The sequence below is a fragment of the Collinsella sp. An7 genome (genome assembly GCF_002159335.1).
GTDB lineage: Bacteria > Actinomycetota > Coriobacteriia > Coriobacteriales > Coriobacteriaceae > Coprousia.
Genome location: NZ_NFHP01000001.1, coordinates 368,470 through 384,479 on the forward strand (window position 1 = coordinate 368,470; position 16,010 = coordinate 384,479).

The 16,010-nt window shown below is 66.8% G+C and carries 10 protein-coding genes; 9 read left to right on the forward strand and 1 reads right to left on the reverse strand.

All coding sequences use genetic code 11. From position 1 onward, the window contains the following. The first annotated feature begins 19 nt into the window (after positions 1-19). The 6 genes from B5G20_RS01700 to B5G20_RS01725 all read left to right on the forward strand — a co-directional run bounded on the left by B5G20_RS01700 (position 20) and on the right by B5G20_RS01725 (position 7,357). The gene (locus tag B5G20_RS01700; RefSeq protein WP_087354389.1) at positions 20-961 is read left to right on the forward strand and encodes a DNA-directed RNA polymerase subunit alpha; all 942 of its coding nucleotides are present in this window, start codon (positions 20-22) and stop codon (positions 959-961) included. Positions 962-991: 30 nt separating this feature from the next. After that, positions 992-1,486 carry a 50S ribosomal protein L17 gene (rplQ, locus tag B5G20_RS01705; RefSeq protein ID WP_087354391.1) on the forward strand — a complete coding sequence of 165 codons (495 nt, stop codon included), beginning with the start codon at positions 992-994 and terminating at the stop codon, positions 1,484-1,486. Positions 1,487-1,875: 389 nt separating this feature from the next. Beyond that, positions 1,876-4,413, forward strand: coding sequence for an energy-coupling factor transporter ATPase (locus B5G20_RS01710; protein ID WP_087354393.1), 2,538 nt, complete (start codon positions 1,876-1,878; stop codon positions 4,411-4,413). A 35-nt stretch (positions 4,414-4,448) separates the two neighbouring features. Beyond that, entirely contained in the window at positions 4,449-5,267 is an 819-nt protein-coding gene (truA, locus tag B5G20_RS01715) for a tRNA pseudouridine(38-40) synthase TruA (RefSeq protein WP_087354395.1), read from the forward strand. Between the two features lie 385 nt (positions 5,268-5,652). Then, the gene (locus B5G20_RS01720) at positions 5,653-6,699 is read left to right on the forward strand and encodes a glycosyltransferase (protein WP_158094358.1); all 1,047 of its coding nucleotides are present in this window, start codon (positions 5,653-5,655) and stop codon (positions 6,697-6,699) included. Positions 6,700-6,913: 214 nt separating this feature from the next. Continuing rightward, entirely contained in the window at positions 6,914-7,357 is a 444-nt protein-coding gene (locus tag B5G20_RS01725; protein WP_087354399.1) for an ArgR family transcriptional regulator, read from the forward strand. 239 nt (positions 7,358-7,596) lie between these two features. Here the strand turns inward: B5G20_RS01725 and B5G20_RS01730 are convergent, their stop codons facing one another. Beyond that, positions 7,597-9,804 (reverse strand): PBP1A family penicillin-binding protein, encoded by a 2,208-nt coding sequence (locus B5G20_RS01730; RefSeq protein WP_343283984.1) that lies wholly within the window; start codon positions 9,802-9,804, stop codon positions 7,597-7,599. Positions 9,805-10,303: 499 nt separating this feature from the next. Here B5G20_RS01730 and B5G20_RS01735 point away from each other — a divergent pair, with 499 nt between their 5' ends. From B5G20_RS01735 to tyrS, 3 genes are all read left to right on the forward strand, one after another. Further along, positions 10,304-12,466: a U32 family peptidase gene (locus B5G20_RS01735; protein ID WP_158094359.1), complete on the forward strand. Its 2,163-nt coding sequence runs from the start codon at positions 10,304-10,306 to the stop codon at positions 12,464-12,466. A gap of 118 nt (positions 12,467-12,584) precedes the next feature. After that, positions 12,585-14,456, forward strand: coding sequence for a hypothetical protein (locus B5G20_RS01740; RefSeq protein ID WP_087354405.1), 1,872 nt, complete (start codon positions 12,585-12,587; stop codon positions 14,454-14,456). A 290-nt stretch (positions 14,457-14,746) separates the two neighbouring features. Then, positions 14,747-15,961 carry a tyrosine--tRNA ligase gene (tyrS, locus tag B5G20_RS01745; protein WP_204207614.1) on the forward strand — a complete coding sequence of 405 codons (1,215 nt, stop codon included), beginning with the start codon at positions 14,747-14,749 and terminating at the stop codon, positions 15,959-15,961. The last annotated feature ends 49 nt before the right edge of the window (positions 15,962-16,010 follow it).

Consider the following 16,010-nt stretch of genomic DNA (forward strand, 5'->3'; position numbering starts at 1 on the left):
TGAGGCTGGAGGTTACTACATGTCAGAATTCATTAGGCCTCAGGTTCAGGTCGAGGAGATCAACGAGACCTCCGCGCGCGTTTCCGTCGAGCCGCTCGAGCGCGGCTACGGCGACACGCTCGGTAACTCGCTGCGCCGCGTGCTGCTGTCCTCTCTCGAGGGCGCTGCCGTTGAGGCGATTCAGATCGATGGCGCCCAGCATGAGTTCACCACCATCCCCAACATGGTCGAGGATGTCACCGACATCGTCCTGAACGTGAAGGGCCTGGTGTTCAAGGCTCAGGATACCGTCGAGGAGGGCGAGGCGACCATCTCGGTCGACGGACCCTGCGAGGTGACGGGCGCGGACTTCTTCGTCCCGGCCGGCTTTGAGCTCGTGAACCCCGACCACCACATCGCCACCCTCACCGAGGGCGGTCACCTCACCATGAGCATGCGCATCGGCTACGGCCGCGGCTACGTCTCCTACGAGAACAACAAGCGCGATAACGACCCGATCGGCGTCATCCATGTTGACTCGCTCTTCTCGCCCGTGCGTCGCTGCGCCAAGTTGGTTGAGGCGTGCCGCGTGGGCCAGCACACCGACTACGATCGCCTCGTGCTCGAGATCGAGACCAACGGCGCGATCACGCCGCGTGACGCCGTGGTGCAGGCTGCGAACATCATCAACCAGCACATGACCGCCTTTATGAACCTTGCCGAGACCCCCGAGGTCGAGGAGGAGGTTTCGATCTTCGCCCCCGAGGTCACCAGCGATAACGCCGAGCTTGACAAGCAGATTGAGGACCTGGACCTTTCCGTCCGCTCCTACAACTGCCTCAAGCGCGCGAGCATCCATTCGGTGCGCCAGCTCGTCGAGTTCTCCGAGAACGACCTGCTGAACATCCGCAACTTCGGTGTGAAGTCGATCGAGGAAGTCAAGGACAAGCTTCAGTCCATGGGGCTCAGCCTCAAGGACTAACGCTATCGCGTATCAGAGGAGAAACCGACCATGCGTCACAACAAGAAGAAGGGTCTGAAGCTCGGCACCGATGCCGCTCATTCCCGTGCGATGAAGAAGAGCCTGGCCAAGGCGCTCTTCGAGAACGATCGCATCAAGACCACCGAGACGCGCGCCAAGGCGCTGCGCAGCTACGTTGAGCCGATCATCACCTGGGCGAAGAAGGGCGACCTGCACTCCCGTCGTCTCGCCATCGCCAAGCTCGGCGACAAGAACCTCGTGGCTGAGCTCTTTGACAAGGCCGCGCAGGGCATGTGGGCCGACCGCAACGGCGGTTACACCCGCATCATGAAGCTCGGTCCGCGCAAGGGTGACAACGCCCCCATGGTCATCATGGAGATCGTCTCCGAGCCCGTGGTGAAGAAGGCCCCCAAGGCCGCTCCCGCCAAGAAGGCTGCGCCGGCCAAGGTCGAGAAGGTCGAGGAGGCTCCGGTTGAGGAGCCGGCGACCGAGGAGGCCACCGAGACCGAGGCTACCGCCGAGTAGCGCTCGCTCGCACGTATTGTCGAGAGGGGTACCGGATGGTGCCCCTCTTTTTTGTTGCCGCTACGTGGCCGATCGCCCGGGCTAGGCGCTTCGTTCTGGCGTTCGGCGCCTTCGGCTCGCTTCGCGACTCACGCCAGAGCGAGGCGCCTAGCCCGGAGCTGGGGTGTTGCGGACAGCAAAGGTGGACAGACCCGCTCTCTTAAATACGTGGCTCGCTTAGGTCAAAGGATGCAGGGGGCGGTTGGGCTGAGACGGGCCTTTTTCTGTGGGCGAGTTGCGAAGCGAGGCCGCGGGCCGACCGAGTGCAGAGGAAAGACCCGCCTCAGCCTGGCCGAGACGGGCCGGAATGCTGGTAGGATGAACTGGTTGCTTGCAGGGAGGTGCGCGCGGTGCTTGAGGCTTGCGACGTTTCGTTCTCATATGGTGAGGAGCCGGTGCTCCAAGGTGTGTCGTTCTCGGTGACGCCTGGAGAGCTTGTGGCACTCGTGGGCGGCAATGGGTCGGGTAAGTCTACGCTCGGCCGCTTGCTTGCTGGCGCGCTTCTGCCTGAGGCGGGGTCGGTAGTCTGCGAGGGGTTTGATAGCTCGGAGCCGGACTCGCGCCCTGAGGTCCGCCGTATGGTGGGGCTTGTGGTGCAGAACCCCGCAGATCAGCTGGTGTCCACTGTAGTTGCGGACGAGGTGGGTTTTGGTCCGCAGAACCTTGGGCTCTCTGCCTTTGAGGTGGGCGTGCGAGTCGATGCGGCTCTTGAGGCCGTGGGACTTGCAGGGTACGGCGCGCGCGAGGTCAACGCCCTTTCTGGCGGGGAGCAGCAGCGCTTGGCGCTTGCCGGCGTGCTTGCCATGGAGCCCGCCTACCTCGTGCTCGATGAGGCGCTCTCTATGGTCGATAGCGCCGAGCGTCCGCAGTTGCGCGCGCTGGTCCGCCGTCTGGCACGGGAGCGGGGTATCGGCGTCGTCATGGTGACGCACGACCCCATCGAGGCGCTGGGCGCCGACCGGGTAGTTGTGCTCAAAGAGGGTCGTGTCTCGTGGTCGGGGGAGCCGGATACGCTCGTTCGCAACGAGCGGGAGCTTCTTGAGCGCGTGCTCATGACGGGGCCGTACGAGCGGGCGTTTTGTACGGCGGTCGATGAGGGCTATAGGCTTGCCTCTGGCGTAGAGCCGGCGGATTTTGCGGCTTGGCTGGCGGGCGAGGGCCGCGGTGCCTGCGATGCGGTGCGCTCGTGCCTGAGAGGCGTTGAGAAGGGCGATGCACGCGATCGCCGTGCGGCCGATGGGGTCCAAACCGCGGCGGCGCCGCTATTGAGCGCGAACGGGCTCTCGGTAGGTTACGGCGGACGTGCCGTGCTCCGCGATGTTTCGCTTGCGCTTGAGGCGGGGACGGTCACGCTTATGGCGGGTGAGTCCGGCGCGGGCAAGTCGACGCTCGCTACGGTCCTTGCCGGGCTTGCGGAGCCGCTGGCGGGGAGCGTTGCCTACGCGGGGGAGGGGCGTCCTGCCCTTGCCTTCCAGCAGCCAGAGAACCAGCTCTTCTTGGAATCGGTTGAGGCGGAGCTCGCCTTTGGTCCCCGTCAGCTCGGCTGCGACGAGGCGGAGGTTCGCCGCCGTGTGGGCGAGGCCGCCGAGGCGCTCGGGCTCGATGGAGAGCTGCTTGCGCGCGACCCGTTCTCGCTCTCGGGCGGACAGTCGCGGCGTGTGGCGCTTGGCTGCGTGCTCACGCTCGACGCATCGGCCGTGATTCTCGACGAGCCCACCTCAGGGCTCGACGCCGCATCGCGCCGGAGCCTGCACAAGGTGGTGCGCGACCTTGCCCATGCGGGGCGCGCCGTGCTCGTGATCAGCCACGATCTCGAGGAATGGCTCGGCGTGGCGGACCGCGTGGTGCTCGTTGCGGGCGGTACGCTCGCGTGGCAGGGGAGCGTGGCCGAGCTGGCGGGCGACCCGGGGGCGTTCGGGCGCGCCGGGCTTGTCGCGCCGGAGGCTTGGGAGCTTGCACGCCGTCTTGCCGCTACGGCTGGGTGCCCCACGTCGGACGGCAGGGCTGAACCAACGGCGGCCGATGTCCCTTCACGGGCTGCCGCATCCATCGCCGCCTCGGAGGCGCAACGTGCGCGGGCGGCGTCGGGCGCCGCGTCTGCTCAGAAGCCCTCAGAGGGCGCAGAATCGGCTTCGTCGCCTCTGGCGGGTGTCGACGCCCGGGTTAAGCTCGTGCTCCTCTTCTGTGCGATTCTGGCGCTCTTTATAACGCAGAAGCCCCTCGCCTTTGTCGTGTGGGTGGTCATCGCGCTGGCGCTCGGGCGGCTTGGGGGTATGGGGGTCGGCCGTCTGGTGCGCGCCCTCAGGCCCGCGGCGGTGCTTCTCTGCTTCATCGTGGCAGCCAATCTTATCTCGTGCGACGGCTCGGCGGCCATTGAGCTGGCGGGGCCGGTGGGCATCAACACGGCCGGCGCGGCCCGTGCGGCGGCGGCCGTGGCGCGCATCGCGCTCATGGTGGTGTTTTCGGTCGTCGTTACGGCCACCACCACGCCCGTCGCCGTGGCAGATGCGTTTGTGCGCCTGGCGCGCCCCCTCGCGCGGCTCCGCGTGCCCGTGGACGAAATCGGCCTGGTACTCTCGCTCGCCCTGCGCTTTATCCCACTCGTCATGGACGAGCTCAACCGTGTGCGCCTGGCACAGCGTTCGCGCGGCGTGCGTTTTGACGAGGGCGGCATCGCCGTGCGCATCCGCGTGTGGGGGACGGTGCTCGTTCCGGTGATGGTGGGGCTCTTCCGCCGGGCCGATCGTCTCGGCGCCGCCATGGACGCGCGCTGCTACCATGAGGGGACGCGCCGGCCGCACGAGCCGCATCCGCTCACCGACCGGGACCGCGTGCTGCTCATCATGGGGCTCATCATCATCGTCGACCTCGCGCTTGCCGGGCGCTAACCGCTCCGGGCAGGCCGTGCAAGAAAGGACTCGTCATGCCCACGACCGAAACCACCGCGCCCGCTGCGGGGACGCTCGTCTTTCGCCTGGGGTACGACGGGGCCGCCTATGCGGGTTTTGCCGAGCAACGCGGCCAGACGACCGTTGCGGGCGAGCTCAGGCGCGCCCTCGAGACCTTTCTGAGGCGCGAGATCGAGCTTACCTGCGCGGGTCGCACCGATGCGGGTGTTCATGCGCTCAGCCAGTACGTGAGCGTGCCCGCGGTGGACGAGGAGGAGCTTGCCATCACACAGCGCAGGTGGCTCCGCGCCATGGATGCGCTGCTGCCACGCGACATCGCGGTGAGCGCCGTCTACCATGCCTCACCCGGTTTCTCGGCGCGCTTTGACGCGCAGGCGCGCACCTACATCTATCGCATGGCCGACCGTCCGGCGCGCCCGGTGCTCACCCGTCCGCACGTTTGGTGGCTCCGCCAGCCGCTCGACGATGCCGCCATGGCCGAGGGCGCGGCGCATCTGGTCGGAGAGCACGACTTCAAGAGCTTCTGCAAGGTGGCTTCCGCCATTGGCAAACCCACCTGCCGCAACGTCATGGAGGTCGGCCTTACGCGCGAGGTGGAGATGGGCGAGGAAGTGCTCGCGCTGCGCATAACGGGAAACGCCTTTTTGCACTCGATGGTCCGCACGATCGTGGGCACACTCGTTGAGGTGGGCATGCACCGGCGCGAGCCGGACTGGGTGGCAGAGGTACTCGCCGCGTGCGACCGCCAGGCTGCAGGCCCCACCGCGCCTGCAGACGGCTTGGTGTTCTCGTACGTGCGCTACCCCGAAGGAAGCCTCACCCTCGCCCCGTAGGCGCGCGTGGTGCATTTGGGGACGTGTTCCGTTTGCGCCATTTTCGGGCCGCTTCGGCTGAATCTTCATGACAGTCTTCCTCCTTTCGTGAGGCCGGACACTCCTTCACGGAGCCGGCTCCGGTGCAGTTCGCCTGCCGGGCGGGGCGGTGATGGGTCGGGCGATTTCGCGAAGTGCTGAGCCCGACCCTTCACCGCCCCGCCCAACCAGCGGGCCCACCGCCGCAGGCGAAGTGTGGTGTAGCCGTGGTGAACATCTGTACTCAGTGTGCAGCGCCCCCGACCGAAATGGACCTTCATCACCCGGTGATACCATGGTCGCAAGTTCAACCACCGTGTATCCGGGAGACTCGAACGTGGTAATCCGAGCATCACAGCGCCCCAGCGTGTCGGTCGTTCTCGCTGCGCGCGATGCCGAGGCGACGCTCTCTCGCGCGCTAGAGAGCGTGCTCGGCCAGGCGTTTGACGCCGTGCAGCTCGTTGCCGTGGTAATGCCCTCACGCGATCGCACGCTCTCCATCTGCGAGCACGCGGCGGAGCGCAACGTCCGGCTTGACGTGGTCGAGGCCGATACACTTGACACGCTCGTCGCTTTTGATGCCGGGCTCGAGGTTGCCCGCGGCTCGTACGTGCTCTTTATGCGCCAGGAGGATTGGCTCGGCCCCCGCGCTCTCGAGCGCTTGGTAGATACCGCCGCGCGCGACGGGCTCGACGCCGCGCTGCCCCAGCGCTCCTGCGACTCCCTGGATGCTCATGGCGAGCGCCACTCTCGCATGGAGGGGGCACCCGGCGGGGTGTACCGCTCTGAGTCCGCCTTTCGGGCGCATGCGCACGAGTTTGTAGAGGGCGGTGCGTTTGACGAGCTCACGGGCAAGCTCTTCTCGCGCACGCGCATCGATGACCTGGCGCTTCGCGCGGGCCTTAAGCGCGATGAGACCGATTACCTTGCCACCTTCTTTGAGGATGCAGAGCGCGTTGCCAGCGTAGAGAACGCCGTCTACCATGCTGCCGAGCTGCCGGTGCCCGAGACCGTGCTCGACCGCGAGCTCTTTGAGCGCTGCGAGCGCGCCTACATGCGCCTGCGCGAGATGGCGCGGAGCTGGGGGATGGGTAGTGACGAGCAGCTCGCCCTCGCGATCCACCGCTCGCATCTGTTGCGCATCATCTCCTGCATCGAGGAGGTCTGTGCCCGCCGCAACATCTCGTCCATCGAGCGGTGCGCCCGTGTGCGCGATATGATCGAGGCGCCGAGCACGCGCGAGGCGGTGACGGCTCTGCGCGGCGTGGGAGGGCGCGATCTCGGTATCATGTACGGGCCCATTGCGCGCAAAAACGCGCTCATCTGCTGTCTCTCGGCGCGCTTTGCACCGCTCTTTGGCAGCAAAGCGGGGCGTTCTTCTTCTACCTCGCATCGCGACGCGGCGGTAGCCTAGCAGCGACTTTCTTTCCGGGAGCCCTGCTTGCGGGGTCCTGTGGCATGCTCGCCGCGCCAACGGCTCGCACAGAGCCCGGCCCCTCTTTGCGGAGCATCACGCATGCACCACCCTTCGGATGGAATGCCCTTTAATATTCAGATAACGGAGATAATTCTGCTATTCTATGCATACAATAAGAATGAATACGTCAGAATATCGAAGGGAATCCCTCATGCCCAGGAAACGCAACGGCCGTCAAGACGCCATCCGCGATATCGTCCGCAACGGCAAGGTCCGCACCCAGCGCGAGCTCGTCGATGAGCTGCACGCACGCGAGTTTACCTGCACCCAGGCGACCGTCTCGCGCGATATCGCCACCATGGGCCTGCGCAAGCAGCCCGAGGGCACCTACGTCTTGCCGGAGGACCTGCACCTCAAGCGCATGGTGTCGGACCTCGTGGACGACGTGGTCTGTGCGGGTAACCTCGTACTCGTCAAGGCCCAGCCGGGCATGGCATCGGGAATCGCCGCCGCTGTGGACGGGGCCGACCTGCCGGATATCCTGGGTTCCATCGCGGGCGACGACACCGTGCTGCTCATTACCAAAACGGATGAGGACGGCGCGCGCGTCTCCCTTCTGCTGCAACGCATCTGCGGCCTTGTAGAGGAGGCGTAGCCCATGTTTGTTGCTGCCGCTCACATCCTTTTGTTCTCGCTGGTGATCCTGCTGCCCATCGCTCTTGTGGCGTTTCTGGTGTACTACTTCCTGCACACGCGCAAGGGTTAGACGCCGGTACCGCCTGCGTTTCGGACGCGTTCCGAAACAGCGTTGCGCAAAGTCGCCAACACGTTCGATACAAAAAATGGGACCCGATTTGCTCGGGTCCCATTTTCGTTAGCGTGTGCGTTCTGCTCCTACGAGGCGTCCTCCGACTGGGTATTCGTGCCGTCCCCTTCCGTCGGCCCCGTGGGTGTGGTCGGCGTCGCGGGGGTAGTGGGGCCCGTCGGCGTCGTCGGGGTGCTCGGGCTCGAAGGTGCGCTCGGAGAGCTCGGCGAGGTCGGCGTGGTGGGGGAGGTCGGGCTCGTTACGCTCGTCGCGGGTTGCTCGGTGGTGGTAGCCTCCTCGGTAGAGGCGGACTGCTCACTCGACGAGGAGCTGGAGCTCGACGAGCTGCCGCCACCACGGCTGAGCGACTTGCCAAAAGCCTCCCACACCGAGTCGTCCTTGTAGGCGATCGGCGTGTCGCTCGTGGGGAACTCGGCCCGCTCAACGCCCTCGAGGATGGTGTTGAGGGTGTTCCGCGCCATCGGCAGGGTAAAGTCGGAGCCGAGTGCCTCGCGTCCGCGCACGTAGATGGGGATGGAGCCTGCGGTATAGCCGGTCCACACGGCGAGCGTGTACTGCGGGGTGTAGCCGCAGAACCACAGGTCGCAGGTGTTGGTGGAGGTGCCCGTCTTGCCGGCGATGGGCTGGTCAACGGAGAGGCGCGCGGCGGTGCCCGTGGCGCCGCTGTTGGAGATAACGCCCTCGAGGACCTCGGTCAGCGCTTGGGTCACGCTCGTGTCGAGCACCTGCTCGGGAGCGTCCTGGTGCTCGTAGATAACCTCGCCGTCGCGGTTCTCGATCTTGGTGATGGCCACGGCCTCGCGGTGATAGCCGCCCGTGGCAAAGGTCGAGTAGGCCTCGGCCATGTCGAGGGTCGAGATGGAGGGCGTACCGAGGGTGAGCGAGGGGGTCGCATCCATCTCGGCGGTAATGCCGAGGTCGCGGCAGGTGTCGATCACGTTCTGCACGCCCACGGCGTTGGCCACCTGCACGTAGCCGGTGTTGGACGAGTACTCGGTCGCGCGAGCGAGCGTGATGGTGCCGTAGCTCTGATTGCCGTAGTTCTGCACCTTGTAGGGCTCGTCGGCGCCGTAGTCAAAGTACATGGGCGAGCCGCAGTTGATGCGGATCTCGGGGTTCATGCCCTGCTTGAGCGCCGTGGCGAGCGTAAACGCCTTAAAGGAGGAGCCCACCTGGCGCCCGGAGGTGGCGTGGTTGGTGTGCTCGTTGTCGGCGTAGTAGTCGCGGCCACCCACCATGGCGCGGATGTAGCCCGTGCCGTTCTCGAGCACGGTCATGCCGGCGTCGAGGCCGTCGAGGTTCCAACGGTCGAGCTGCTCCACCACCGACGACTCGGCAGCCGCCTGGATGGTGGGGTCGATCGTGGTGTAGACGGTGAGGCCGCCCGAGAAGATGGAGTCGTAGTCAAACTCCTCCGAGAGGAGCGAGCGCACGTAGTCCACAAAGTAGGGCTGGCTGTAGACCTCGATGCCCGTGGAGGAGTTCTCGGTCACGTTGAGGACGAGCTCCTCGGCCTGCGCGGCGTCGTGCTCCTCCTGGGTGATCTTGCCGTTGGAGAGCATGCGGTCGAGGACGGTGTTGCGGCGCTGGAGGGCAAGATCGGGGTTGACGGTGGGGTCGTAGCGCGAGGGCGAATTGGGCAGGCCCACCAGAAGCGCTGCCTCGGCAAGCGTGAGGTCGAGGGCGTTCTTGGAGAAGTACGTCTCAGCCGCCGCTTGGATGCCGTAGGCGCCGTGGCCGTAGTAGATGGAGTTGAGGTACATCATGAGAATCTCTTCTTTGGAGTAGATCTCCTCCATCTTGAGGGCGAGGTAGGCCTCGCGGACCTTGCGCTCGAGCGTGTCGTCAAACTGCTCGTCGGAGAGGATGGTGTTGCGTACGAGCTGCTGGGTGATGGTCGAGGCGCCCTCGTGGCCGCCGGTGAGCTGCACCACCACGGCGCGCATGATGCCCATGAGGTCGACACCGTTGTGCTCGTAGAAGCGCTCGTCCTCGGTGGCCACGGTGCCGTCGAGGACGTAGGGCGAGACCTGGTCGATGGTGATGGACTTGCGGTTCTGAGCGTAGAAGCTCGCGATCTGGTTACCCTGCGCGTCGAGCACGGTGGTGGGCTCGCTCGTGAGGTAGAGGTCGGTGTTGGTGTAGTCGGGCAGGTCTTGGAGCCAGCGGCTCACGTTGCCGAGCATTCCGATACCAAAGGCGATGCCGGCAATCAGCAGAAACCCGATAAACGACCCCACGATGGCGGGAACGAGATGCGTCTTGGTAGTCCTCATGTGGCGCTCGCGTGGACCCATAGAGACCTCCTGAAGCGTCTGCGGAGCGCGTCGAGCGGGCGCGACATGCCGCAGGTTGGCAACGTACATATGTCCTATCACAATAGCGCATCGCGTCTGCGGGGGTGCTTGCATCTTACGTATGCAGGGATTTTCCAGACCGACGCCATACCTGGGCAAGGCTGGCTCGGGGCTTTTGCGCAGGGTGCCGCAGGGGCGGCGGCGCTTGGGAGGCACTGGCCGGGTGCCGCCGCGTTCCGGGCGGCCCTTTTGCGCAGGTTGGTGCAAAGCCGGCGGTACAAAGTCCCCGTCCTTTCGTAATACGCCCCTGCCCTTTGTACTGGGGCTGCCCGCGTTGTGGGCAGTTTCGGGCGGTTGGGAGGGGAGCGTCCGTGAGCGCGCGACAAAGCGGTAGGCTGGGACGGAGTATTTGAGGCTCGCGGGCGAGGGGTTGCTGCACCCGCGGGAGACGTGCGAGTCGAGGGAGGCGAGGATGGGGATGGATGGCGGGATCGCGGCGCGGGAGGCTGCGGCGTCTGAGGCGGCGGGCGGCGCTGCGGCACCGGTGACGCGCACTGCGGACTCTGCTGATAACATCGACCGCCTGCCGGAGCTGCTCGCTCCGGCAGGCTCGCTCGACGCGGCGTTGGCGGCGCTCGACGCAGGGGCCGACGCCGTCTACACGGGCCTCGCCGAGCCGGGTCTCGATGCCCGCGCAGCCGCGCCAGGGCTCACCTTTGAGGAGCTTGCGGACCTTTGCGCCCTCGCGCACGCGGGTGCGCTCCGCCCTGCCGCGTCGTTGCGTTGCGGCTCGTCTCAAGCGGAAGCTGATGCCGCCGCCCCTGCGCGCCCGCCCGCGGCGCGCGTTTACGTCACCCTGAACGCCCTTGTGGATACATCGGGCCTGCCGCGTGCCGTCGCAGCCGCCCGCCGAGCGCTTGCGGCCGGGGCGGATGCGTTCATCGTGGCCGACCTTGGGCTCGCTCGTGCTCTTTCCCGGGGGCTTCCGGGTGTGGAGCTTCATCTATCCACCCAGGCCGGGGCCCAGGCGGCGCCGGCGGTGGAGCTTACGGCCAGCGTGTTTGGCTGCTCGCGGGTCACGGTGGCGCGCGAGCTCTCCCTGCCCGAGATTGCCGCCATCTGCGCCACAGGCGTGGAGGTGGAGGTTTTCTGCCACGGGGCCATCTGCATCAGCTACTCCGGTGCCTGCTCGTTCTCAGCGCTCGCGCGCGGGCGCTCCGCTATGCGGGGCGACTGCACGCAGCCCTGTCGGCAGTCGTGGCGGCTGGAGGACGCTCGAGGCCGCGAACGCGCCGATGCGCCGGGCGACAAGCTACTCTGCCCCAAGGACTACCTTGGTATTCGGCAGCTCCCCGCCCTCGTGCGGGCGGGCGTGGGTGCGCTCAAGATCGAGGGCCGCATGAAGAACCCCGACTACGTCTTTAACGTGGTAGGCGCCTACCGCTCGGCGCTCGATGCCCTGGCGGCGGGGGAGACCGTTGACGCCGGGGCGCTCGAGCGGCGGCTCGGCCGATCGTTCAACCGCGGTTTTACCGATGCCTACCTGCGCGGCGACCGTGCGGGGACAGGTCGGGCGCTAATGAGCCTCGAGCGGTCGTGCAACCAGGGCGCCCCGGTGGGTGTGGTGGTGGAGCGCGGGCACCGCGTGGTGACGGTTGAGCTTGCCGATGCCGTGGAGGCGGGCGATACGCTCGAGATTCATACGGTGTTGCCGGCCGATGCGGGTGCGGACGTGCCGCGCCGCTGGCCGCTCGTGCCGTGTCCCGTGAGCGGGGCGGCGGGTGAGCGGATTGCGGTGCCGTGCAAGCGGCGGGTGGAGCCGGGCAGCGAGGTGTACGTGACGGCGAGCGCGCGGCTGCGACATGCGACGGACGAGGCGGTGGCGCGCGGTCGCGCGGCATTGGCTGCGCTGGGCGACTCGGGTCGGCCGTGCGAGCTTGGCCGGCCGGCCCGGGAGGCTGAGCCCTCCGAGCTCATGCTTCGCTGTTCGGCGGGATTGGAGGCAAGTGCGGGACAGTTCGTTCCGTCGCCCATTCTGGCCCGGACGCCGGAGCGGGCCTGCGAGCTGCTGGACGGCGGTGCCCCCGAGGTGGCGGCGCTTGCGTGGCAAATCGCGGAGGCGTCGGGTGCATGGGAGCCGCTGCTACCGCGGTTGACGGTGGTGCTCGACGAGGTCTGTCGTGCGGCGGACGTGCCCGAGGTGTCGCGGCTCGTCCACACGGCCCGCCGCGTCGTCTGCCGGAACCTCTCCCAGATCTCGATTGCGCGGGCGGCGGGCACGCCCTTTGACGTCGCGGCTCCCCTGTACGCCGAGAACGCCGAGGCGGTTGCGGCATTTTGCGGGCTCGGGGCGGCGCGCGTGTGGCTGCCCGACGAGTTTGATGATGCGTCGGTTGCGCGTCTTGCCGGCGAGCTTGCGCAGACGGGCGCGCCGTCCGTTGCGGGCCGGCTCAATCTCGGGCCGCGCGAGCTCATGGTTATGGAGCACTGCCTGTTCACCACGGAGGGGCCGTGCGCGGGCAGCTGCGCCACGTGTCCGCGGCGCACGGAGGAGCGCTTCCTGGTGGGAAACGATGGCAGGCGCTATCCGGTTTGCGTGGACGCGCGCGGGCGCTCGCGCATCTTTGAGCCGAGAGGGTAAGCTGTTGGGCACCCGGGGCGTGTTCGCCCGCCGCGCTGGGCAGCGCTGTCACCTCGTCTGACGCGGTGCCGGGGCCAGCCCCAATGCACGCTGTGCAGCAACTACGAAAGGAGGCGCCATGAGCCCATTGCCCGAGGTGCCCCGGCAGACCGCCCGGGCGGCTCGCCGCGTGCTTGGCCGTGCTGCCCTTGAGCGGGTCCTCGCCGTCGTGCTCGTGGCGCTTCTGGTAGCGGCACTCGTCCCCATGGTCGCGATCTCCGCCTTTGACCACAGCTATGCCGACGACTGGCATTACGCCGTTGACGTGCATCTTGCGCTCGAGGCGGGTGGCGGCCTGATCGGCGCGCTGCAGGCGGCCCTCGCCGAGGTGGCAGATACGTTCATGAGCTGGCAGGGCACCTATTCGGCCATCTTTCTCATGGCGCTCGAGCCGGGGGTGTGGGGCGAGAGCTTCTACGGCCTTGGCGCCGTGGCCATTATGGGAACCCTGGTAGCCTCAACGTTGTATGTCTCGCACATTCTGGTGTGCGAGGTGCTCGGCGCCTCGCGCTCCGTGTGGCTTGCCACCGCAGCGGCGGTGCTCCTTCTCCAGACGCAGCTGCTGCCGAGCCCTGTCGAGGGGTTCTGGTGGTACAACTCCGCGGTCTACTACACCTTCTACCATGCGCTTCTGCTCGTCATGGCCGCGCTTGTCATCAGGATTCTCCTGGGTCGCACCCGTCGCGGTGCGCTCTCGCGCCCGGGCATGGTCGCACGCGCCGCAGTGCTCGCCCTGCTGGCCTTTGTCGTTGCGGGCGGAAACTTCGTCACGGCGCTCGTGGGTGTGCTCGCTCTTGCCGGGGCAACCGTTGCGGGGGTGCTCCACCGCAGCCGTCGTGGCCTTGCGCTCGTGCCAGCGCTCTTGGTGTTTGTGGGCGGGTTTGCCGCCTCGATGGCTGCCCCCGGCAATGCCGTCCGGCAGGCAACGCAATTTCCCACCGATGCGCTCGGCCCCGTGGCGACTATCGCCAAGAGCGTGCTCGCGGGTGGGGAGTACCTCGTGCTCTGGACCAACGGACTTCTCGTGCTCATGCTCGCCCTTGTGCTGCCGCTGCTCGCGCGGGCTGCGGCGCGCTCGCGGTGGAGCTTCCGGCTGCCGGGGCTCGTGCTCGCCGGGGCGCTCGCCCTCTTTATGGCGAGCTTTACCCCAACGTTCTATTCCATGGGATCGGTGGGGCCGGGCCGTGTGCAGAACATCCGCTACGACCTCTTTGTGCTTCTGGTATTTGGGTGTGCGAACTACCTGGCCGGCTGGTGCGCCCGTCGCTGGCCGCAGGTTTCCTCGCTGTTCGGTTGTGCGGCAGGGGAGGAGCGAGTTGCCGCCGGGTCATACGGCGCGCACGCGGCGGCTCCCTGCGCTGGGGGCCGTTCTGAGGCACGCGTGGCCGCATGCAGCGCCACCGCCGCCTGCCCGTCTGATGGGCTCGCCTCCGGTGTTGGCGCACCCGATGTCGCTGCCTCGGTCTGCTCGCCGGACGGCAGTGTTGTCGGCGCACCCGACCGCAACGCCGCAGCAGGCAGCACCGCTGTGCCCGTTCGGTCCGACGACCGTGCACTCAGCTCTCCCATCCCTCCCCAAGAACCCTCGATGCCCGCCCGCTCGCACCGGGTTCGTGCGCTCGCGGTGTATACCGCGGTGCTCTTGGGAGTGCTCGCCCTCGCGGTGACGGCGCTCGCGCTCGATACCCGCCACGTAAACGACCTGGTTGCCATCTCGGCCACACGTTCGCTCGTCTCGGGCGAGGCGGCGGAGTACGACCGGCAGGTTCGCGCGCGCATCGAGCGCATCGAAGCTACGGACGCGCTCACGGTGGAGGTGCCCTATATCACCACGGCGCCCAAGGTGCTCTTTATGGGCGATATCCGCGACAACATGGATACCTACATCAACTTCCGCCTTGCCCAGTGGTACGGCAAAGACGCCATCACCGCCTATCACGGCCAGCTGTAGCGCGCCGCCGCCGTTGCGCGGGCGTTTCGGGGGTGATTCCGGGCCTTTCAGGTGCCGCCAAAAAACTCGACCCCCGATGTGAGCGTATCTTTTGAGAGTTTCTCGAAAGCGGGTTTGGACCGCTCGGTTTTGCCCATTCGCCCCGCGACATCGCGCCGCCGTGCCACTCCACGCGTGAATTGTCGCCGCCGCCCCGTGCCGCCTCCGCTACACTAAAAAAGTTACGTATCGCCAGCACCGCCGGGCGGATCGCTCCGGGCGGCGAGGGTGCTAGAAAGCAAGGAGAAGGTATGCTCTCAGTCGACGAGCAGATGCGCATCATCACCTCCGGCACGGCGCAGATCGTGCCCGAGGCCGACCTCAGGAAGAAGCTTGAGCGCGGCGTGCCGCTCAACATCAAGCTCGGCGTCGACCCCACCTCGCCGGACCTCCACCTCGGCCACGCGGTGCCGCTGCGCAAGATGCGCCAGTTTCAGGACCTTGGCCATAAGGTCACGCTCATCATCGGCAACGGCACGGCTATGATCGGCGACCCGTCGGGCAAGAACACCACCCGCCCGCAGCTCTCGCAGGAGCAGGTCGAGGCCAACGCCGCCACCTACGTCGAGCAGGCCATGAAGATTCTCGACCCCGAGAAAACCACCATCGTGCACAACGGCGACTGGATCCTCTCGCTCGACCTCAAGGGCATGCTCGAGCTCTGCAGCAAGTTCACCGTGGCGCGCATCCTCGAGCGCGACGACTTTACCAAGCGCTACCAGAGCCAGACCCCAATCGCGCTGCACGAGTTCCTCTATCCGGTCATGCAGGCATACGACTCGGTGATGATCAAGGCCGACGTGGAGATGGGCGGCACCGACCAGCTCTTCAACCTGCTTGCCGGCCGCGAGCTCATGGAGAAGATGGGCATGGAGCCGCAGGTCGCGCTCACCATGCCGCTGCTCGAGGGCACCGACGGCGTGCGCAAGATGTCCAAGTCCTACGGCAACTACGTGGGCCTGACCGACGAGCCGGCCGACGCCTTTGGCAAGGTCATGTCCATCCCCGACGAGATGATCGGTAAGTACTACCGGCTCGCCTCCACGCTTTCGGTGGACGAGGTCGACCAGATCGACGCCGAGCTTGCCGCCGGCACGGCCGACCCGTACGCGCTCAAGCGCGCGCTTGCCGAGAACATCGTCGACGCCTACCACGGCGCAGGCGCCGGCAAGGCCGCAGCGGCCGAGTTCGACCGGGTCTTTAAGGAGGACAAGCTCCCCGAGGACATCGCCGAGGTGCACGTTGAGCTCACCCCCAACGACGAGGGCAAGGTCTATCTGGCCGGCGTGCTCAAGGAGGCCGGGCTGGCTCCTTCTGCCGGCGAGGCGCGTCGTCTCATCGACGGCGGCGGCGTCAAGATCGACCAGCAGCCGGTAGCCCCCAAGAGCTACAACGTCGACCCAGCACTGCTGCACGCAGGCGCGGTGCTCCAGGTGGGCAAGCGTAAGTTCGCGCGTCTCGTCTAACCCTTGTCAAAAGGGGGACGGGCACAAATTGTGCCACGTTTGATAAACA